We start from the raw sequence: 20,783 nt of genomic DNA on the forward strand, positions 1-20,783 counted from the left end.
CTCAGCCGTCTACAGGTTCCGCTGGTGTGGCCAGTTTTAGCTGGTAGAAAGCCAAATCCAGCCAGCGGCCGAATTTAAAGCCAGCTTCAGCAATGGTGCCACTGTGCACAAAACCAAGTTTCTTATGCAGCGCAATGCTGCCTTCATTCGCCGCGTCAATACCCCCGATCAGCAGATGATAATTTTCTGCTGTCGCCTGCTCTATCAGCCGTTGCAGCACCAGTCGGCCATAACCTTTGCCTTGCTGATCAGGCGCCACATACACCGAATGCTCGACGGAGTATTTAAACGCGGGAAAGGCCCTGAAGGTGCCATAACTACCAAAGGCAACCAGTTTATTATGTTCGTCCATTAAACCGAGCACAGGGAAATTGCCCGCCTGCTTAGCCACAAACCAGTTTTGCATTGTTTCGATGCTTCTGGGTTTGTATTCGTACAAAGCTGTGGTATGCAAAATGGCATGATTAAAAATGGCCAGTATGGCTTCAGCATGCTGGTCAAAGGTGCAGTGGACAAATTGCATGCTCAGGACCTGTACAGGGTTTTGATCAGATGGTAACCAAACTGGGTTTTCACCGGGCCATGCACTTCCAGAATGGCTTTTTTAAACACCACATCATCAAAGGCTTTTACCATTTGACCTGGTTTAAATTCGCCTAAATCCCCGCCTTTTTTTCCAGACGGACACAACGAATGCTTTTTTGCCAGCTCATGAAAACTGGCGCCTTTGGCGAGTAGTTGCTTTAATTTTTCTGCTTCTGCTGCAGTTTTCACCAAAATATGGCAAGCACAGGCTTTTGGCATCGCGATCATCCAATTCATAAGAGTTGCGGCATTCTACCCGTTTATCTGTACTGAGGTGAAACAGATAAGCAAGGGGCTATTTTTGTGTTTGTTAACGCAGTTATCACAAGAATATGGAGCGAATATGCAAAATCTATAGGTGAATTAATTTTATCTATGTGATTTTCATGTGGTTTTCTAATGGCTTGTTTAAAGCTTTTTGTTTGCTTGCGACGAAGTTGGTTAACAACTACTTGTAATTTGTAATTAAAAAGTAATATAAGTTTAAGGCGCAACAGCGTTGCTGCTGGCAATGCAAATAATAAAAACTTGAAATCTAGGAAGGTTCATTATGCAAAATAAAGGGTATTCACTTGTCGCAGTCGCCATTTCAGCGGCGCTGGCAGGTCAGGCGTTCGCGTCCACTCCACAAAAATCCATTTTTTCACCAGAGTTTGAAGGCATTGTTACTTACGACACTGCGGTGAAAAACAAAATAAATTTAGAGGAACGTCCACACTATTTTATCGTTCAGCTGGAAAATGCTCCATTAGCGGAAGCCGCAGTCTCTGCTGCGCCAGCATCCTCATCCGCCAAAGGCAACCGACTGGATATGTCGTCTGCTGCAGTGACTAAACATTCTGCTGTGCTGGCTGCCGAGCGCAACAGCTTTGCGCAAAGCCTGAAAAAGTCTCTGCCAGATGCCCAGATTGAACGTCACTATGACACCGTGTTTAACGGCGTGGTGGTAACTTCTCAGGACGACATCTTTGAACAACTGGCTGCAGTACCAGGCGTCAGCAAAGTGTTCCGCGAAGAAATGTATTATGAACAAATGGACGCCTCGCTGAGTTTGATCAAGGCCAAACAAGTTTGGGAGCAATTAGGCGGCAGTGCTGAAGCGGGTAAGGGCGTCAAAGTTGCGGTGATTGATGGCGGTATCCGCCCTGAAAACCCAATGTTCCGTGACGACGGTATGGCGGCTCCAGGCTTCCGTCCAGCTGACGACTACTGTGCAACTATTCAGCCTGATTTCTGTAACAACAAGTTGATCGTTGCCCGTTACAGCGCGCCAACTTTTGCCACTATTGAACAAGAATACATGAGCCCATTGGGTCAGGGCGGTCATGGTACCCACGTGGCCGGTACAGTACTGGGTATGCCTACCACCATTTATTTCAATGGCTCAGGCAATACAGACGCTGAAGGCAATGTGGTCAATGAACCAACGCCGGGTTACACCAAAGTCGATATTTCAGGTGTGGCGCCAGGCGCATACCTGATGGCGTATAAAGCCCTGTTCCAGGTCTACCGTACGACCAATGGTGTTACCACTGTGACTGGTAGTGGTTCCAACGTGATGTTATTAGAAGCGCTGGACTGGGCGGTGAAAGACGGCGCTGATGTCATTAACAACTCCTGGGGTGGTGGTGCTGGCGGCGATCCAGCAGCCAGCCCATACCTGTCGTCGTTCCATGCAGCTGAAGCTGCAGGTGTGGTTGTGGTGACTGCAGCGGGTAACGATGGTCCTACTGCTAAAACCATTGGTTGTCCTTCTTGTATTGAAAGTGGCATTTCTGTAGCAAGTACCACTCACGGTCGTTACTTTGCCAACAAAGTCAGCGTTGCTGGTTCTGACTATTTGGCGATTGCTGGCTCTTTGTTTGCTGACACAGTAAAAGACCTGACGGCTGATGTGGTTGCTCCTGTTGTTTTTGCAACTGATGTAGCACCTGATAATGCATTAGGTTGTGCTGCTTTCCCGGCGGATGTGTTTAAAGACAAAATTGCGGTGATTTCGCGTGGTACCTGCGCTTTTAGTGATAAGGCCAATAATGCTGCTGCGGCTGGTGCCATAGGTCTGATCGTTATTCAGAACAGTGATGGTGCACCATCCATTATGTCGACACCCGGGATCAGTATTCCTGCGGTCATGATCAGTAAAGCCGATGGCGCCAAGTTGGCTGCTGCAGGCGATGCAGCAGTTACAATCAGCATCAGCGCTGACCGTGTATTGTCTGCTCAATTCACTGACATCATGAGCGACTTCTCTTCACGTGGGCCTAATGGTGACAGCGGCTTCCTGAAGCCAGACATTGGTGCTCCGGGTAGCAGCATTCTGTCTGCCACTTCGCCAGATGGTTTTGCTGATTCACGCACCTTCCAGCTGAACAGTGGTACCTCAATGGCGTCACCGCACGTTGCTGGTGCTGCGGCTGTGATGAAACAACTGTATCCGGACTGGACTCCGGTTGAAATCAAGACCGCCTTAACTTCCACTGCAGTGAATGGTCTGAAAAAAGAAGATTCAGTCACGCCGACCACTCCATTTGATATTGGTGCCGGTCGTCTGGATTTACAACGCGCCAGCAAAGCAGGTGTGACTTTTGATAAGCCATCATTTGCTCAGGACCCTTGTGTGGGTGAATGTACCTTCACTCGTACTATCCGCAACATGACAGATAAAGAAGTGACCTGGACGCCTTCGTTGAATCTGACTGACTCTGCGATGACAGGTGAGTTTAATGTGGCATCTGTCACGCTGAAGCCATATGGCACTGCAGGTGATTCTGCCGAGTTCAGCCTGAAGTTAAACGGCAATTTTGCAGCGCTGGATAGCTGGAGCTTTGGTAACGTGCTGTGGACTGCCAATGATTCTGCAATTCCTACAGCGACCATGCCAATTGCTGTGCGGGTAGCAACATCGTCTGACAGCACCGCGGTTTCGACAGTGGCGTCTGGCGAATTAACTTCAACCACCCCTGCTGCAGTGGTGTCAACCTTCAATAACAAGGCCTTCACTGGCCAGATTTCGGTGATCTCTAAGCTGCCAGCCGGTACCAAACTGGTGGATTCCAGTGCTGCTGTGTCGGTCGAAAACGGTACTCAATACCTGTTTGATGCCAATGCAGATGCTGGCACTGTGTCTTGGTCAGGTGCAATGAGCACACCGTCTATGCAACTGAGCTCCAGCTCGTTTGTGAACGGCTTTACTGTTGCAGCAACTGGCGGTACCCGAGTGGCTTGTACCGGTGACTGTGACGAGTTCTATACCGGCCTGAACTTAGGTGGTGCAGGTTTACCTGTGACCTTTAACGGTCAGACCTACAACCGTGTGTACCTGTCAGACAACGGTATTATTAACTTTACCAATGGCACGACAGCACCATCACCTTCATACGCGAACCAGCAATTACCGAGTGGTACTGCACCAAATAACCTGATTGCGCCATTCTGGACCGACTTGGACCTTGCCGGTGGCAGCACTGGTGGTGGTAACCTGTACTACGGTATCTACACGCTGGGCACTGTTCGTTACCTGGTCGTTGAATGGAACAAGGTGCAGGTGTATGCAGATACGACAGGTAAGGAATACACCTTCCAGGCCTGGATGGCGTTAAATGCACCACAAGACATCTTCTTTAACTACGTCAATATGGCGGCAATGCCAGCCAATGTGACTGTAGGCGCGGAAGATTTAGCTGGTACTCTGGGTGTAACCCGTTACTACAATGGCACTGGTACTGCACCAGCCTCGTCAACAGGACTGGACTTAGTCAGCGTTGGTGGCGGTAAGCTGACGATGAACTATCAACTGGAAAATACCGGTGAGCTGGCGTTAGGCAAAGCCGACACCATTGCTGTGGATGAAGATAGTGTCAGTGAAGCTGTTGATGTGATGGCTAATGACGCCAGTTCATTCCAGAAAGTGGTTCAGGTAAAAGTGACCAACAATGGCCAGACGCAAAGCGCCTTTAACAAACTGACCGTGAAGCCTGCAGGCGCGTTAAGCGTACCAATGGTTGTGACTGCTCCGGCACATGGTGCGGTGGCTGTGACCGAAGGCAAGTTTGTTTACACACCTGCGGCTAACTTCAACGGTACTGACAGCTTCACCTATCAGTCTGAAGACGAAGCTGGCGTGAAGACTGTACCTACAACAGTTACTGTGAATGTGGCCGCAGTGAATGATGCGCCTACACTGACTGCGGGCGCTGCTGTGACCGTGAATGAGGGGGCAACTGCGACCTTGTCTGTAACCGGTGCAGATGTGGACGGCGATCCACTGACCTACACCTGGACACAGGTATCAGGCCCGACTATTGCTATCAGTGCGAAAACAGCCACAGTGACAGTGACTGGTCCTGCTGTTACCGCCAATTCAACGGCTGTATTCAGTGTTGTGGCTTCTGACGGTACTCTGAGTTCAGCACCTGTCCAGGTGACACTGAACATCAATGATGTACCTGAACCTCAGAAGAGCTCTTCTGGTGGTAGCACTGGTTGGTTAACCCTGTTGTTATTACCTCTGGCGCTGTTACGTCGTCGTAAATAAGCCTCAGATGTTCTGCTAAAAACCGCCGGCTGGTCCGGCGGTTTTTTTATGGCAGGCTACCAGTGTTTTTTTCAGCTACTAAAAAAGCCGGTCAATTGACCGGCTTTGTTTTTGGCATTTAGCTCAAGTGGTTACAACCTCTACTGCGGCTTATTGCGTTTTTCAAGCACGTCCAGCCGCGCTTCGCTCACCAGACCAGACTGGCGGACTGACTGCAGCAAATCGGTCAGGTCGGCACCGGCCGGCGCCTGCAGCAACGCAATACGCGGCCCGGCACTCTTGACCTGTTTTAAGCCGAATTGCTGTTCAAGCGCGCTCAGCGCATTTTTGTCTTTTGCCAACACCGACAAGCGACCTGTCACCACACCATAATCGCCAGTCAGCAAATTGCGAACTACGGTGTTGGCTTTTAAAGTGTTGTCTGTACTTGCCTGAGGGGCCTGAACTATGGCTTGACCCGACACTTCCGCGACTTTGCTGGTTGCCAGGTTTGCAGGCGCCACCGTTAAGCTGTTTTGGATTTGATAAACACCAAAATCGGCTTTTTCGGCTTTCAGCGATTCCGCCTTGGCGACTGCTTTAGGTTGCAGTACCGGATTGGTTGGCAGCGTTTGTGCACCTGCAGCCATGCTTGCACAGGTCAGTGCAACGAAGGTTAATGTAAATCTCATATGCAATTCCTTTATTAATGACCTAATACACGCAAGGCGACACCTTCCACCACAGAGGCTTCAGTGTTGTTCTGGTACCCGTCTACATCCAGGTAGCCGCCTGAGGCTGCATAATTGCCGCCATTGACGTCCAGTACTTTGATGGTCCAGCTTCCTTTGGCGTTTTCACCATAAAAGGCATTTGACAGGAACACTGCGTCATTGAGGATATAACCAGGCTGGAAGAAAAAATCCTCTGTCAGCGCTGGCAGGATCAATGCTTGTTTGGAGGACAGCAGCACGCTTTTGGTTCCGGCCGGTGAGGTGACTTCAATCGCTAAGTCGATACCTGCCGTGGTTTGTACATAACCGGAGGCTGCGTCAAAGCCAAATTGCATCTCTGGGTTGGCCACTGAAAATTTAAACTGGGCAGCTTCTACCGTGATGTCTTCAGTGACATCAATAGTCAGGCTGGCACCTGTAGCGCTGTTGTCAGGTACTGGTAGTGCTAAGGCTGTTGGGGTTTCTGCGGCATAACTACCCACGCCATTCCAGCCGGTGACTTGCTGCTCGGCTAAGTTTTGTTTGTAGGCTTTGGCTGCAGCTACTGCTGCACCGGCATTAACCCGGCCATAACCATACAGGTTATTGAACGAGTAACCGGCGGCGTTTTTCACCCAGCCCTGGTGGGCTGTAAAGTCGCCGTTGGCGGTTTCCAGGATGACAGGTGCATTTTCCGCATCCACTTTGGTGCTGGTGGTGACCAGAATATGACGGATATCACGGTAGCTTAAATTGGGGTTGGCAGAGGCTATCAGTGCCACTACCCCTGCTGCATTTGGCGCCGCAGACGAAGTGCCGTTGAAGGTCGAGGTGTAGTTACAGCTGGTATTGTCCGGATGACCAGGGGCGTTGAACGGATAGAAACCGGCAAAGAAACCCGGGAAGTAGGCATTGTCGTAAATATCGGCGTAATCAAAGCTGCTGTAACCACGCAGACAAGACATCTGATCCGTGGTGACCATCGCAGGGGCAAAATCACCGTATTCGCCTGATGGTGCAGCGACCAGCAAGTTAGCACCAGCTGTGGAGTAGCTAGTGTGACGGCCGTCACTGTTCACTGCAGCCACGCTGAAGTAATAAGAAGTGGCCTGCGACGGTTCCATATTGGCGTTGTAGCAGGTCAGCCCCAAATCGTTGGCGCCATTGGCGGCACAGAGGTCATTGTCAAAGTCAGCGCTGCCATCTTCAAAGCTGTTACCGCTGGACTTGGTATTCACCGCACCGAGGCCAGAGCGCAGTTCGCTGGCGCTGAACAATTGCACTGCTTCATCAAATTCAGAATAAGCTACAGAAGCCGGAATTGTGGCGCCATAGCTGCGGTTAAATACAGCAACGGCTTCATCCGCTGCAATACCGCTGCCCGGGATACCATGACTTAACAGGAACGCCAGCGTACTTTGCTCTTCCAGATAGTTCATACCAATCAGCTTGGCGTCTGGTGCGACACCACGGCCACCCAGGCCGTTCCAACCTTCAGCGGCAATCAGGCCTGCCACGCTGGTACCATGGTCGCCCGTGGTGCTCAGGTTGGTTGGGTCCATCGGGTTTAGCACGCCGGGGACAAAGTTCAGTGAACGATTTGGCAGCACATTGTTGACCAAGTCTTCGTGAGCAATTTCCAGGCCTGAATCGACCACCACAGCGACCACACCCTGGCCTGTCACACCGGCTTCGTACGCTTTGCGAACGTTCATGTCTTCTCCCGCGACACGAATTTCCGGGTCTTTACGCGATTCCACAATAGCATTGGCGCGCTCAGCACTCAGACCAAATAAATCAGTCAGTAATGTGAAATAGGTTTCATACAATGAATCACTTTGCGAATAGGCAGCCTGACCTGTGTTATGTAAATGCCACTGTTGTGCGGCTAACGGGTCTGTGCCTGCAGAGGCGATGGTGACTGTGGCTGACGCGGTTTTGTCGCCGTCCGTGACGGTATAACCAAACACTTGCTGGCCGGTTGCGGTTGGGGTAAAGGTAAAATTCAGACCGCTGACTGTTAACTTACCTTTGCTCAGGCTATAGACACCTGAAGAGGCGGTGACAGCGGCGCCATTCTCAGTGATCGCACTGACTGCCAGTGTGTCATCTTTGTTAGAGTCAGCCGCAGCGAAGCTGCCGGTCAGGGGCACCCAGTCGCGAGCCTGAATACCAGACAAATCCACGTTCAGGGCTTGAGGCGCGATATTTTTATCGCCATCACTACCGCCACAGGCGGTTAATGCGACCAGCACAGCGGCCGCCAGTGCAGAGTGTTTTAACTTAAACATTCGTATTGCTCTCTGTGTTCCTAAAATTAAATCCATTTGTTCAATGCTCCCGATGCGCGTTGAGAGCACTGAACCGAAAAATCCTACCACGAGCACCAGGTGGTTGAAATTAATTTGTTAATTTTGTTTATTAATTGTTTTGTTATGTTGAAATGAAAAAGCCAGCTAAGGTAGCTGGCTTTGCAACGTAAAAAAGAGCGCTTAACGTGGCTGCTGCTGGGTAATGCAGTGCACGTTACCGCCACCGAGCAAAATTTCCCGGCCTGGTACTGTGACGATTTGATGCTGTGGGAATACTTTGGACAGGATCTCCACCGCTACCTGGTCGTTGGCATCATCAAATACCGGTAACACTAAACCACCGTTACACAGATAGAAGTTGATGTAGGAACCGGCCAGACGCGCTTCGGCTTCACGGGCAGTCGCCACACCGGTTAAATCCACTGTGGCGTACTCTTCGGCTTTGGCCAGTAATGGGCCTGGTACCGGTAGCTTATGCACAGTGAATTTACGGCCTTTGGCGTCCGTGCTGTTTTCCAGCACGTCAAGGGCGGCACGTGAGCGCTCATACTGCGGGTCGCTCACATCGTCTGTCCAGGCCAGCAGCACTTCTGCCGGGCCGACAAAGCAGCACATGTTGTCAACGTGACCGTCAGTTTCGTCGTTGAAAATGCCGTCTTTGAGCCAAATCACTTTGTCGATGCCCAAATAATCCGACAGCATCTGTTCAATTTGCTCACGGTTTAAATCCGGGTTGCGGTTTGGGTTCAGCAGGCATTCTTCGGTGGTCAGCAGGGTGCCTTCACCGTCGGTATGAATAGCGCCGCCTTCCAGCACAAAACCTTCGGTGCGGTAGCGTTTTAAGCCTTCCACATTAAGAATTTTATGTGCGACCTGGTCGTCACGTTGCCAGGGGAAATACAAACCGCCGTTCAGGCCACCCCAGGCATTGAAGGTCCAGTCTACCCCACGCACTTCAGTGCCGTTAGTGACGAAGGTTGGGCCTGTGTCGCGGCACCAGGCATCGTCTGTGCTCACTTCCAGTACGCGGATTGGGTGGGCTGAGGCTGTGGCCAATAACTGCGCTTCGGCATTGGCAAACTGAGCGGCAGAGGCCAGTACTGTGACAGGTTCAAAGCGGGCAATGGCATGGATCACCGTACAAAACGCCTGCTGCGCTGGTTTGGCACCTAAACGCCAGTTGTCACTGCGTTCAGGCCAGACCATCCAGGTTTGCTTGTGTTGTGCCCACTCGGCTGGCATAAAAAAGCCATCGGCACGAGGAGTGCTGGTCAGAGGAAGTGCCACTTAGTTGTTTCCTTCTGTTGGCACTGTGCGGCCGTCTTTGGTTTGCAGTGCGCCATAGATATCAATGCGGCGGTCACGGTACACGCCCCAGTTGCGACGGTGTGCAGCCACTTCGTCCATATCAAAGGTATGCACCAGCACGGCTTCGCTGACTTCGTCGGCTTCCTGCACTTTGGCACCAAATTCGTTGGCAATAAAGGAGCTGCCGTAGAAGGTGATGCTGTAATCTTCTTCGGTTTCTACACCAATGCGGTTCGACGCGATCAGTGGGATCAGGTTGGCAGCGGCGTGGCCCTGTTGGGTACGTTGCCAGTGCTCACGTGAATTCACGTTGCCATCATGTGGCTCTGAACCAATGGCGGTTGGGTAGAACAGCAGTTCGGCCCCCATTAATGCCATGCAACGGGCAGTTTCAGGGAACCACTGATCCCAGCAAATACCGATACCGATTTTGGCATAGGCGGTGTCCCAGACTTTAAAACCGGTGTCGCCTGGCGTGAAATAGAACTTTTCTGAATAACCCGGGCCATCCGGAATATGGCTCTTACGGTAAATACCTAAGTGGCTGCCGTCGGCGTCAATCACCAGCACGCTGTTGTACAGGCAGTTGCCGGCTTTTTCATAAAAGCTGATCGGCAGAACCACCTTCAGCTCTTTGGCAATCTTCGTGAAATGCGCAATGGCCTGGTTTTGCTCTACAGTGGTGGCAAAGCTCAGGTAGTCATATTTTTGCTTCTGACAGAAGTAATTGCGTTCGAACAACTCCTGCAACAGGATGATCTGCGCGCCCTGGGCGGCCGCGTCACGCACCAGGCGCTCACCACGGGCGATATTTTCTTCCACATTCCAGCCACCGATCATTTGGGTGGCGGCCACAGTTACCTTACGCATGCAAAGTCTCCTTAAGCCAGAGCAGTCTACCCGTCGCACTTGTAGCTGCAGCATTGTTAACTGCGCCATCTCGCCCCAGTCACATAGGTTAACTATGCTCCTGGGCCTCAATGCCTTGTCGTCGCCCTGCAACTCCAAGTAACTTGGGTATACACACTGAAGTTGTAATTAAAAACCCTGCCTACTCTAGTCAGTTTTGTGGTGAAGGGCAAAACCAAAAGCCACAAAAGGGGAGCTGTACAGGGTGAAATGGCCGCGCAAAATGCCGTATTTTTCAGCGTGCGTCAATGACTTTTAGACCCGACAAAAATGCTGCATAAAAGCAGGGTTTTTATGCAGCATTCACGGGCAAAGATGCGGGTTTTATTCGGTTTTTTCCAAAGCCAGCCGGGCGGCATGCAGCAGCAATTCGTTTTGCAGTCGTACTTTGTAATTGATATGGACAAAGCTGTACTGCAACAGGCCATCTGCCCCGACTAAGTACACAGCCGGAACCGGCAGTACCACCTTGCCAGTTCGCTCTTCTTTATTCAGGTTTAGTTTGTACTGGTTCAGATAAGCGTCGCTGGTTTTGGCGTCCAGATAATAGGCAATGCCGAAGGCTTTGGCGGCGACAAACTGGCTGTCGGACAATAAGGTGTAAGGCAAGGCGCCACCTTTGGTGTCTTTACGGCTTTGGGCAATGGCATCCGGGCTATCTGGTGTCACCGCCAGAATTTGATATCCCAGCGTGGTCAGTTTAGGTTCAATCTCGCGCAGGCCAGCCAGTTGGGTATTGCAGTAAGGACACCAGCCACCGCGGTAAAACACCAGCACTGTGGGTTTGTTGATCAGGCTTTTTAACTGAACTGGGCGACCGGACTCGGTCTGCAGTGTCACATCAGGAGCCTGCAGCCCGGCCGGTACAGGCCGGACGTCCATCGATGTTGGCGCTATCTCGCTGGCCTGTGCAGCGCCAGTCAGGCTCAACAGGGCAAATAAAGTGGTATAGAGTCTTTTCATTGCGGTTCTCCTTGATGGTATGGCTGATAAAACCGGTCGTCACGGAGTTTTCTTTCAGCCTTTTTTAAAAAACTGCTGCGCCAGCGCAAAAGACAGGGGGAATTTTTCCGGTAGAATGGTGTCATCAATCAAGACGCAGGGCCAAGCGGAGCAGCCAGCCCAACAGCAGGACAGCAGCATGCAACAATTTGATGTGATCGTGGTTGGAGGCGGCATGGTCGGTGCTTCCGTGGCACTGAAACTGGCGCATAGTGGCCTGCAAGTGGCCTTGGTGGAACGTCAGACCCCCGCGGTTTATCAGGCTCAGCAGCCGCTGGATTTGCGGGTTTCCGCCATTAACCAGCGCAGCGAACGCTGGCTGACGGAGCTCGGCGCCTGGAGTTTATTGCAGCAATGGCGGCTTTGCCCTTACCGCCGCCTGCAGGCTTTTGAAGGCGATACGCCGGGCCTGACCTTTACTGCCGACGAACTTAATCTGAGCCATCTCGGGCATATCGTTGAAAACAGCCTGATCCAGCAAGCCTTATGGCAACAATTCCCGGAACAATTGACGGTGTTCAGCCCGGCCACAGTGACCGGCTTTTCACAACAACAAGCTCTCGCGCAGTTAACCACCAAAGAGTTTGGCTGTTTAAGCGCCCAGCTGGTGATTGCCGCAGACGGTGGCCAGTCGCAGCTGCGTCAGCTTGCGGGCATTGGCAGCACGGGTTGGATGTACCAGCAGGCCTGTCTGGTGCTGGAAGTGGATACCGAATTGCCGCAGCAGGATATCACCTGGCAGCAGTTTCACCCAACAGGGCCGCGCGCTATGTTGCCTTTATCTGGCCATAAAGCCTCCCTGGTCTGGTATGACGCTCATCAGAAAGTGCAGCAACTGGCGGCCTTGAGCCTGCCAGAGCTGAGCCGTCAGGTGCAGGCGGCGTTTCCGGCTAAATTGGGCGCAGTGCAGGTAACGCGCTGTGCCTGGTTCCCACTGGCGCGCAACCATGCGAACAGTTATGCCAAAGGTCGGCTGGTGCTGGTTGGCGATGCCGCCCATAGCATTAACCCTTTGGCGGGGCAGGGGGTGAACCTGGGTTTTGCCGACGCCAGAGTGCTTTGTGAAGTGCTGCTTAGCGCCAACACAGGCGCGCTTGCCAGTGCTGAGCTGCTTGCCCGCTATGAAAAGGAACGGCGTCGCGCCAATGCGCTGATGATGAGTGCGATGGATGGCTTTTATCAGCTGTTCAGTAATGAGTTGCCGCCACTGAAACTGGCGCGTCAATTGGGCCTGACCCTGGCTGAACGTGCAGGGCCGCTAAAGCGACTGGTCAGTCGCTACGCGGTGCTCTGAGTAGTCTCACGCCATAAATACCACCGGCAATACTGCCTGGCTTGGCAACAAATTTCAGCCGGATGGTGCGGTGTCCCCGCAGCCAGTCAGCCGGAATGGGGTAGTCAACACTGTACCAGTTGGCCTGGCCTGTGCCACTCAGGCTGACATCGGCCAGCTTATGGTCGTCAATCCACAGCTCAAACTGGCGGTTCTGGTCCAGGCCATAATAATCCAGCTGCAGCACGGCCGCTGTTTCGCCCTGCGTCGCCAACTGGTAACTAAACCAGCTGTGGCTATGGCGCCAATGCCTGTTGCTGTTCACTCCGGCTTCGCTCTGTTCGCCTTGATAGTAGTGGTCTGATTCAGGTTGCTGCTCGCCAGGGTACACTTTATCCAGGGTTGCGGCCGCCAGTTGTTGTGCTTTCGCGTCGGCTTCACGCTGTGCCTGTTGCTGCGCTTTGGCCTGCTCCGGGCTCAGCTGCTGGAAATACAGCTGGTAGCGGCTGTCATGCAGGCGGAAAAACGGTATTAACCTGGCAGGGCCACCTGTTAATGCCTGGGTATCAAAGGTTAATGTTTGCCCTTTGACGGGTTGAATACTCTGTAAAAAGCCTTGAGGGTCACCAATATGCAGTGGCGCGGCTGAGAGCGGGCAGCTTTGGCCACTGGCGATATGGCCCATCCTGCTGTCATCACCAATCAGCTGTAATCGCTCGCCTGCAAATGGCTGGCTCTTTTTCGCCAGCGCCATCGGGCCGTACAGTACGGCGTAATAATCCGGCTGCTTAGGCATCACTTCCAGGCTGAGCTGCATTGGCCAGTCGATTTCGATACGATCGCCTTTTTGCCAGGGGCCGGACAAGGTCAGGTACTGACGGGGCTGGCTTTGCACAACAAGAGGTTGGCCATTGCGGCTAATTTTCAGCTGACCAGCCGCTACCCAGCCGGGGTGACGGATTTTTAAGGCGACAGTGGTGTCGGCGTCGATACGAATGTGGCTGTGGCTGCTCTGCGGAAACTCAGTAAATTGGGTCAGCTGCAGTTGCGGGCTGTTCAGGCTGGATGGCGCCAGCAGGTTCACTGCGACATAAGCCGGGTCCAGGCTGTAAATGGCTTCGGCGTGTTTACTGTGGCTTTCAATACCGGAGCCAACGCAGCACCACATGCTTTGGTCCACTTTGGAGTAGACGCGGTAATGCTGCGGCCGCATCGGTGTAAAGTACACCAGGCCGCCATGTTCAGGATGCTGGCTGGCCAGAATATGGTTCAGTAAGGTGCGCTCGTAATAATCCAGGTAGCGCAGCTCCTGCGTTTGCAGATACAGCAACAACGCCAGCTTCATCATGTTGTAGCTGTTGCAGGTCTCTGGCCCTTCCACTTCGTTCAGCATAGGGCTGAAATCGTTTTTATCGTGAAAATGCTCACGCACACTGTTGCCACCTATCACCACAGTGCGCTCGTGTACCACTAAATCAAAAAAGTACTGTGCGGCGCTGAGGTAGTCGGTGCGGCCCGTCAGTTGGGCAATGCGGGCAATACCAACAATTTTCGGAATTTGGGTATTGGCATGCAGGCCGGTGAGTTGGTCTTGCTGCTGTAGCAGAGGTTGCACTATACGCTGTTCGGTAAAGCGCTCAGCCAGCGTTAAATAGGCTGGGTCCTGCAGCAACACCGACATATCGGCCAGCACTTCATTCATGCCGCCGTGTTCGGTGAGCAGCAACTGCTGTAGCTGTGCTTCGGTCAGATCCTTCGTCAGTTGCTGAAGCCACTGACCAAACTGGCTGAGTAAGCTTTTTGCCCGGTCATCGCCGGTGTGGATCAGCACGTCGCGCAGCCCGGCAAAGGTTTTATGAATATTGTAAAAAGGCACCCAGCTTTTATTCAGGCTGAAAAAGTCAGCGTCAATTTTTCCCTGCTGAACCTGTTGCCACAGCGCTTTACTGCCGGGCACGCCGCCAAGGTAACCATTGCCGTTGGCCTGCTGGATTTTGACCAGTTCATTTAAAACCAGATCCAGCCGCTGGCGAACAAGCGGGTCATCGGTCGAGGCCAGCATCAGCACCAGCGCTGACAAATAATGGCCCAGCATATGGCCGTCTAATCCGGTGTTTTCCCAGTTGCCGTAAGAGGGGGAGGCGAGTGGTAGCCCGGCTTCGCGTTTTAGCGGGGCCAGTAGCCGTTCAGGCTCCAGCGCCAGCAGATAACGCAGATTGGTTTGCTCGGCGGCCAATAACGGGCCACCTTGCAAACGCACCTGCGACAGTGAAGCCAGCTCCAGCGCCGGCAGCTTGGTACAGGCCAACAGCAGCAGACCACAGAGCCAGGGCTTCATAGGTTATTCCTGCATGGACGGGCTGCCAAATACTGGCATGCCTTGCTGATCCCAGCGCAGCGCTTTGACATAGGTATGGCGGTTTGGATCCCAGAGTGGATCGCCGACAATTTCAGTGTAGGTGCGGGCGTGATACACCAGCAGATCCGTGACACCATCTTCGGCCACCGTAAAGCTGTTATGGCCAGGGCCATACACTTTGTGTTCAAAGCAGCTACGCAACACCGGCGTTGGCGATTTATGCCAGCTGGCCGGGTCCATCGGATCGGCGTTCTCATCGGCCCACAACAGGCCCATGGCGTAGTTGGCGTCTGTGGCGCTGGCGGAATAACTGATAAAGATTTTGCCGTTGCGTTGCAGCACACTGGGGCCTTCATTGACCCAGAAGCCAATAATCTCCCAGTCATATTCAGGTTTACTCAGTAGCACAGGTGCGCTGCTGATTTTATCCGGCGTCTCCATGCGGGCAATATAAAGGTTGCTGTTGCCTTCAATGGCCATGTCTTTTTGCGCCCACAGATAATACAGCTGGCCTTTGTGCTCAAAGGTGGTGGCGTCCAGGCAAAAGGTGTCGATACCTGTGTCAATCTGGCCTAAGAATTCCCAGTGACCTTCGATAGGATTGGCGTCGGTGCAGCGGATCACATACATGCGGTGCTGAAACAGCTTGTGCTTAATTTCACGGCTGGGGGCGGCAGCAAAATAGACATACCAGGCGCCCTGGCGGAAATGGATTTCCGGTGCCCAAATCAGCTCTGAATAAGGCCCTGTGTCAGGTTTTAACCAGGCGGTGATGGTTTCTGCCTGCGGCAATTCACCGATAGTGCGGGCGCGACGCAGTTCAATGCGGTCATAGGCCGGAACAGAGGCAGTAAAGTAGTACCAACCGTCGCTGTGACGGTAAATACAGGGGTCGGCCCGTTGTTCAATTAATGGTTGAAGTAACTGCATAAAAACTCCGTTATTGTTCAATGGGTTTGGCGCTGACTGCATTCATTGGGGCTGTGGTATCCGGCTTTGGGCAAACCGCGGCGCCTTGTTGCATTTGCTGATAAAAACGGTCGGTAATTTTGTATCTGTACATCAACAGGCCCATCAGCAGGTGAAACAAGCCAGGGATCACCGACAGCATCAGCGCGATGCCAAATAAGCTGAATTCCGTTTGAGTTTGGTCAGGTTGGTAACCAAAGTAAGTCAGCAAAGAGCCCACCATAAAACCGGCAATACCCATACCGGCTTTCTGGCAAAACGAGATGCCACCAAAAGCCAGGCCGGACACCCGGTGACCGGATTTGTGCTCACCGTAATCCACTGCTTCGGCAATGGCGGACCAGAACACAGGTGCATGCAAGTCCACCACAAAAGACAGCAGGAAATACAGCACAAAAGCCAGCCAGACATCACCCGGGCTCACCAGCAGAAACAGCAGGCCACTTAACAGTGCCACCAAAATCTGGCTTTCGCGGAACAGTCTGACTTTGCAGTAAGTTTTGGTGATCCAGGTCGACGCCACCATGGCCAGAATGGCGGCCACCACCCCAGTGGATAAAAATGCTGACATCAGCGCGGCGTCACCGCCCAGATAATACTTGGCGTAGTAGGCTGCGACTGAGCCACGAATGACATAGCCAATGGTGCCGGTCACACAAACGGCACAGAGCACCAGCCACTGGTCGTTTTTCAGCAGTAAGCAGCACTGTTTCCAGAAAGGTTTGCGATCCACCTGGTGCTGCAGTCGTTCTGTGGTGGTAAAAAAACAAAACAAAAACAATGCGCTTGCCATCGCAGCCATCAGGCCCATGGCAGCCTGATAACCGGCCGCCAGGTTTTCGGCGTCCCAGTACTCTGCCAACACAGGCACAATGATGGTGACCAGAAAGGCGGCAATTTTGGCGAAAAACAGCCGGTAACCATTGGCGGACAAGCGTTCTTTCGGGCAGTCAGTTAACACGCCAATCAATGAAATATAAGGAATGGTCACAGCGGTAAACATCAGAGTGACAAAGATGTAGGTGGCGTAGGCCCAGACCAGTTTGCCGTTGTAATCTAAATCCGGTGTGGAGAAGGTTAAAAACACCGAAATGCCGAATGGAATGGCCATCCACAAAAAGTAATGGCGGTAGCGGCCCCAGCGGGTGGTGAATTTGTCTGTCAGCATGCCCATCAGCGGGTCTGTCACCGCATCAATCATGCGTACCACTAAAAACAAGATGGCGATATCTTCAGGCTTTAAACCAAAAATATCTGTGTAGAAAAAGGTAATAATCAGCATCATGGAGGAAATAACCACGTTGACGGCCATATCGCCGGCACCGAAGCCTACCTTCTCCATGACCGACAATTTGAAACCGGCCATGATCGTCCCCTGTTAAGCCCGCTGCACTGGTCTGATGCCGTGCTGTTTGATGCGGTGTTTTTATTAAGTCTTATAGTATTACTAATAAAGTTGGTTTGACAAGCCTGTTTGGCTCAGGCCAATGCTACTTTGTTTTTGTTTTTTATATCAGTTAGTTAACGAAGATTTTCCGCAACATACTGGCTAGCCTTTGCTGTTTTACCCCAGAAATACGCCAGTTGTCAGCCGACTTTACATTGGCGAAGCAAAAATCTTATGGTATTTGTATGACAAATTAGAAGGCGCAAACGACAGGGGACAACATGAGACGGTTTTCATTGGGCTTAGTGCTGCTGGCTAGTCTGAATTTGGGCTGCACTGAAGCGACACCACAGCAGGTCAGTATCCACGACCCGGTGCTGGCCAAACAAAATGGCCAGTATTTTTTATACAGCACAGGGCCTGGCATCACCTTTTATCAATCGGCCGACTTAACCCACTGGACCTTGGCCGGTCGGGTCTTTGCCACTGAGCCTGATTGGGCCAAGCAGGTGGCGCCGAGCTTTAACGGTCATTTATGGGCACCTGATATTTTTCATTACCAAGGCCAGTATTACCTGTTTTATTCAGTCTCTGCTTTTGGCAAAAACACCTCGGCTATTGGCGTTACGGTCAGCAAGTCGTTAAACCCGAAGGATGCTGATTATGGCTGGCAGGATCAGGGCATAGTACTGCACTCGGTGCCGGAGCGGGATTTATGGAATGCCATCGATCCGGCGCTAATCCTCGACGAGCAGGGCGAACCCTGGATGAGCTTTGGCTCCTTCTGGGGCGGCCTGAAGCTGGTTAAACTGGATCAAAGCCTGCGCAAACTGGCCCAGCCTGAGCAGTGGGTGACGCTGGCAAAAGCAGAACGCCCCTGGCAGCTGGCCGACAGTGAACCAGGCCCGGCGGAGCTGGAAGCACCTTTTATTTATCAGAAAGACGGTTACTACTACCTGTTTGTGTCTTATGGCAAATGCTGCCGCGGCAAAGACAGTACTTACCACATAGTGGTGGGTCGCTCAAAAACTCTGCAGGGCCCTTATCTCGACAAAGACGGCAAGCCGATGAGCGAAGGCGGCGGCACTATGCTGCTTAAAGGCAATACAGACTGGCCTGGGCTTGGACACAACTCGGTCTATGCGATGGACGGCAAAGACTACCTGGTGTTCCATGCCTATGAGCAAGCCGACAATGGCCTGCAAAAGCTAAAAATTACAGCGCTGCAATGGCAGGACGGCTGGCCTGTGGTGAATGCGCAGGATTGGTTAGAGTACCAAAGCCAGCTGATTGAGCCATAAGCAGCTTCAGAATACAGGCTTGTGCCAGTGAACAGCTTGCTTTATCGTAAAGTGATATTGTAATACAAATATAATCGCAGGCTGATCACAGCCGCCAGCGCCTTGCCGACAAGGCCAATGAAACAGGGGATAGTCCAAAATGAAACTGACCAGTCTGAGCAGGGCCCTTGGCCTTGCGCTTTCTCTGCAGGCTTGCTCGCCAGCGCAACAAGTCACTGAAGCAACCCCAGCCGCTACAGCCAGTGCGGCAGAAAGCAGCAGCCAACACTTTACCAACCCGCTGTTTGTCAACGGTGCTGACCCCTGGCTGGAATACTGGAACGGCAATTACTACCTGACCACCACCACCTGGACTTCTCAACTGGTGATGCGTAAATCTCCGACTCTGGCCGGGCTTGCCACCGCCACGCCGGTCAATGTCTGGTCCGAAACCAACCCGAAAAGCTGCTGCAATTTCTGGGCTTTTGAATTTCATCGCCTGCAGGGGCCGGATGGCGTGCGCTGGTACCTGATGTACACCTCGGGCAAACAGGAAAACCTGGATGGCCAACATCTGTCGGTGCTGGAAAGCGCTGGTGATGATCCGATGGGCCCCTACAGTTACAAAGGCTCGCCGATGCCCGACAGCTGGAATATCGACGGTAATTATCTTGAGCACAACGGCAAGCTGTATCTGCTTTGGTCTGAATGGGTCGGCGATGAGCAACTGAACTGGATCAGTGAAATGGTCAATCCCTGGACCTTAACAGGCGAGCGTATGGTGTTGTCCCGCCCTCATCTGCCGTGGGAGCAGTCTGGCCGTAAAGTTAACGAAGGGCCGGAAGTACTGAAACACAATGGGCGAACTTTTGTGGTGTATTCAGCCAGTTTTTGCGACACCCCGGATTACAAACTGGGCGTATTAGAACTGACCGGTGACAACCCGATGGAGCAGTCCGCCTGGAAAAAATACGACCAGCCGTTTTTTGAACGCACCGATGGCGTGTATGGACCTGGCCATAATGGATTTTTTACCTCTCCGGATGGCAAAGAGCGCTGGCTGGTGTATCACGGCAATAACAAAGAGACTGACGGTTGTGGCGCCAGCCGTTCGGTACGGGCTCAGCCTTTTAGTTTTGACGAAACCGGTTTGCCAAAGTTTGGTAAACCTGTGCCCGAAGGCACAGAAGTGCCGGCACCAAGCGGCGAAAACGGGCCTTTAGTGGTGCGTCCTGAAGGCATCAGCTGGGCGCTTAAGCTCAACAACAACCAATGTCTGACGGCAGAAGGCGATGGCGATTGCGCGCAAAGCCATTGGGTGCTGGACCCGACGACCGCTGGACGGTATCGGCTGGTCAGCGCGCAAGGGCAGGTGCTGAATGCCGATGCAACCACAGGCCCCTGGCTGAATAGCGCGACGCAGCAATGGCAGTTGCTGGCGACTGAGGCGCAGCAGTGGCAGCTGAAAAACAGTGCCACCGCGGAACTGTTAAGCCTGCCCTGTGACGGTGGGCAGTGTGACCAGTTGCAGTTGTTACCGCAGGGCAACACAGTGCTGAGCAGCCGCCAGAGCGGCAAGGTGCTGGCGACCGCTGGCTGTGAAATTAAAACGGGGACTGAACTGGTGCAACAGAGCTGGAATGGAGGCACTTGTCAGCAATGGCAGTGGTTGCCGACAGCGCAGGGATTGCACCTGAAACCTGCCAGTGAGCCAACACTTTGTGTGCAGGTGAACGCTGACGCCTTAGCGGCCGGGGCGCCGCTGGTGCTGGGCCGCTGTGAGGCCAAATCAGCCTTATGGGCCTTGCAGCCACAAGCCAATGGCGCACTGCTGCTGCAGTCTTTGCATAGCAAGCAGCTATTGGATTTGCCTAGTTGTGCGCTGGACGAGGGCGTGGTATTGCGTCAGGCACCCGCTGAACCGGACCGCCTTTGTCAGCAGTTTTATCTGCGTGAGCCTGAATAAGGTCGTGCTGACGAGTACTTCACTCAGTGATTAAAAAGCCGGAGATGACTCTAATGCCAGTCAGTTAAGCTGACTGGCATTACTTTTTTAAGGTGCAGTAGCAGGATTCGCCTGAACGAAAACGGTGAACTAACACATTCTATCCAAAGCGAGGAAAGGTAAAGAACTAAGCAGACCGTCTTTGGCAGGGTGAAGTGGGGATTTCAG

General features: G+C 52.6%; 14 protein-coding genes. 4 read left to right on the top strand and 10 right to left on the bottom strand.

The annotated features are described in order from the left end of the window. Position 1: 1 nt before the first annotated feature. Positions 2–523 carry a GNAT family N-acetyltransferase gene (locus ACFO3I_RS12395; RefSeq protein ID WP_377334290.1) on the bottom strand — a complete coding sequence of 174 codons (522 nt, stop codon included), beginning with the start codon at positions 521–523 and terminating at the stop codon, positions 2–4. A gap of 2 nt (positions 524–525) precedes the next feature. Then, a complete protein-coding gene (locus ACFO3I_RS12400) occupies positions 526–822 on the bottom strand; it encodes a peptidylprolyl isomerase (protein ID WP_465269144.1) in 297 nt (98 codons plus the stop codon). 313 nt (positions 823–1,135) lie between these two features. On the opposite strand from ACFO3I_RS12400, the gene ACFO3I_RS12405 reads away from it, so the two are divergent. Next, a complete protein-coding gene (locus tag ACFO3I_RS12405) occupies positions 1,136–5,119 on the top strand; it encodes a S8 family serine peptidase (protein WP_377334291.1) in 3,984 nt (1,327 codons plus the stop codon). 140 nt (positions 5,120–5,259) lie between these two features. Here ACFO3I_RS12405 and ACFO3I_RS12410 read toward each other — a convergent pair whose 3' ends face one another. From ACFO3I_RS12410 to ACFO3I_RS12430, 5 genes are all read right to left on the bottom strand, one after another. Next, entirely contained in the window at positions 5,260–5,790 is a 531-nt protein-coding gene (locus ACFO3I_RS12410; protein ID WP_377334292.1) for a hypothetical protein, read from the bottom strand. A 14-nt stretch (positions 5,791–5,804) separates the two neighbouring features. Further along, positions 5,805–8,102, bottom strand: a complete 2,298-nt coding sequence (locus ACFO3I_RS12415) for a S8 family serine peptidase (protein WP_377334293.1) — start codon at positions 8,100–8,102, stop codon at positions 5,805–5,807. A gap of 201 nt (positions 8,103–8,303) precedes the next feature. Continuing rightward, on the bottom strand, positions 8,304–9,410 hold the full coding sequence (gene aguA / locus ACFO3I_RS12420; RefSeq protein ID WP_377334294.1) for an agmatine deiminase: 1,107 nt from the start codon (positions 9,408–9,410) through the stop codon (positions 8,304–8,306). Then, on the bottom strand, positions 9,411–10,301 hold the full coding sequence (gene aguB, locus ACFO3I_RS12425; RefSeq protein WP_377334295.1) for an N-carbamoylputrescine amidase: 891 nt from the start codon (positions 10,299–10,301) through the stop codon (positions 9,411–9,413). 363 nt (positions 10,302–10,664) lie between these two features. Next, a complete protein-coding gene (locus ACFO3I_RS12430; protein ID WP_377334296.1) occupies positions 10,665–11,303 on the bottom strand; it encodes a peroxiredoxin-like family protein in 639 nt (212 codons plus the stop codon). 178 nt (positions 11,304–11,481) lie between these two features. Here ACFO3I_RS12430 and ACFO3I_RS12435 point away from each other — a divergent pair, with 178 nt between their 5' ends. Continuing rightward, positions 11,482–12,636: an FAD-dependent oxidoreductase gene (locus ACFO3I_RS12435; RefSeq protein WP_377334297.1), complete on the top strand. Its 1,155-nt coding sequence runs from the start codon at positions 11,482–11,484 to the stop codon at positions 12,634–12,636. Here the strand turns inward: ACFO3I_RS12435 and ACFO3I_RS12440 are convergent. From ACFO3I_RS12440 to ACFO3I_RS12450, 3 genes are read right to left on the bottom strand one after another with little or no spacing between them, the layout of a single operon-like run. Continuing rightward, entirely contained in the window at positions 12,614–14,953 is a 2,340-nt protein-coding gene (locus tag ACFO3I_RS12440; protein ID WP_377334298.1) for a beta-L-arabinofuranosidase domain-containing protein, read from the bottom strand. The two genes, ACFO3I_RS12435 and ACFO3I_RS12440, sit on opposite strands and share 23 nt — an antisense overlap. A gap of 3 nt (positions 14,954–14,956) precedes the next feature. Beyond that, a complete protein-coding gene (locus tag ACFO3I_RS12445) occupies positions 14,957–15,904 on the bottom strand; it encodes a glycoside hydrolase family 43 protein (protein WP_377334299.1) in 948 nt (315 codons plus the stop codon). A gap of 10 nt (positions 15,905–15,914) precedes the next feature. Further along, positions 15,915–17,309: an MFS transporter gene (locus ACFO3I_RS12450; protein ID WP_377334300.1), complete on the bottom strand. Its 1,395-nt coding sequence runs from the start codon at positions 17,307–17,309 to the stop codon at positions 15,915–15,917. Between the two features lie 302 nt (positions 17,310–17,611). Here ACFO3I_RS12450 and ACFO3I_RS12455 point away from each other — a divergent pair, with 302 nt between their 5' ends. Together ACFO3I_RS12455 and ACFO3I_RS12460 are read left to right on the top strand one after the other, a co-directional pair. Continuing rightward, positions 17,612–18,631 (top strand): arabinan endo-1,5-alpha-L-arabinosidase, encoded by a 1,020-nt coding sequence (locus ACFO3I_RS12455; RefSeq protein WP_377334301.1) that lies wholly within the window; start codon positions 17,612–17,614, stop codon positions 18,629–18,631. A 139-nt stretch (positions 18,632–18,770) separates the two neighbouring features. Next, positions 18,771–20,576 (top strand): family 43 glycosylhydrolase, encoded by a 1,806-nt coding sequence (locus ACFO3I_RS12460; RefSeq protein WP_377334302.1) that lies wholly within the window; start codon positions 18,771–18,773, stop codon positions 20,574–20,576. Positions 20,577–20,783 lie beyond the last annotated feature (207 nt).

Source organism: Rheinheimera marina, assembly GCF_042654345.1.
In the GTDB taxonomy this organism is placed as follows: domain Bacteria; phylum Pseudomonadota; class Gammaproteobacteria; order Enterobacterales; family Alteromonadaceae; genus Pararheinheimera; species Pararheinheimera marina.

Excerpts from the sequence above, each read along its gene's own strand:
- ACFO3I_RS12395 (WP_377334290.1), bottom strand. The coding sequence starts at position 523 with ATGCAATTTGTCCACTGCACCTTTGACCAGCATGCTGAAGCCATACTG.
- ACFO3I_RS12400 (WP_465269144.1), bottom strand. The coding sequence starts at position 822 with ATGAATTGGATGATCGCGATGCCAAAAGCCTGTGCTTGCCATATTTTG.
- ACFO3I_RS12405 (WP_377334291.1), top strand. The coding sequence starts at position 1,136 with ATGCAAAATAAAGGGTATTCACTTGTCGCAGTCGCCATTTCAGCGGCG.
- ACFO3I_RS12410 (WP_377334292.1), bottom strand. The coding sequence starts at position 5,790 with ATGAGATTTACATTAACCTTCGTTGCACTGACCTGTGCAAGCATGGCT.
- ACFO3I_RS12415 (WP_377334293.1), bottom strand. The coding sequence starts at position 8,102 with ATGTTTAAGTTAAAACACTCTGCACTGGCGGCCGCTGTGCTGGTCGCA.
- aguB (WP_377334295.1), bottom strand. The coding sequence starts at position 10,301 with ATGCGTAAGGTAACTGTGGCCGCCACCCAAATGATCGGTGGCTGGAAT.
- ACFO3I_RS12430 (WP_377334296.1), bottom strand. The coding sequence starts at position 11,303 with ATGAAAAGACTCTATACCACTTTATTTGCCCTGTTGAGCCTGACTGGC.
- ACFO3I_RS12435 (WP_377334297.1), top strand. The coding sequence starts at position 11,482 with ATGCAACAATTTGATGTGATCGTGGTTGGAGGCGGCATGGTCGGTGCT.
- ACFO3I_RS12440 (WP_377334298.1), bottom strand. The coding sequence starts at position 14,953 with ATGAAGCCCTGGCTCTGTGGTCTGCTGCTGTTGGCCTGTACCAAGCTG.
- ACFO3I_RS12445 (WP_377334299.1), bottom strand. The coding sequence starts at position 15,904 with ATGCAGTTACTTCAACCATTAATTGAACAACGGGCCGACCCCTGTATT.
- ACFO3I_RS12450 (WP_377334300.1), bottom strand. The coding sequence starts at position 17,309 with ATGGCCGGTTTCAAATTGTCGGTCATGGAGAAGGTAGGCTTCGGTGCC.
- ACFO3I_RS12455 (WP_377334301.1), top strand. The coding sequence starts at position 17,612 with ATGAGACGGTTTTCATTGGGCTTAGTGCTGCTGGCTAGTCTGAATTTG.
- ACFO3I_RS12460 (WP_377334302.1), top strand. The coding sequence starts at position 18,771 with ATGAAACTGACCAGTCTGAGCAGGGCCCTTGGCCTTGCGCTTTCTCTG.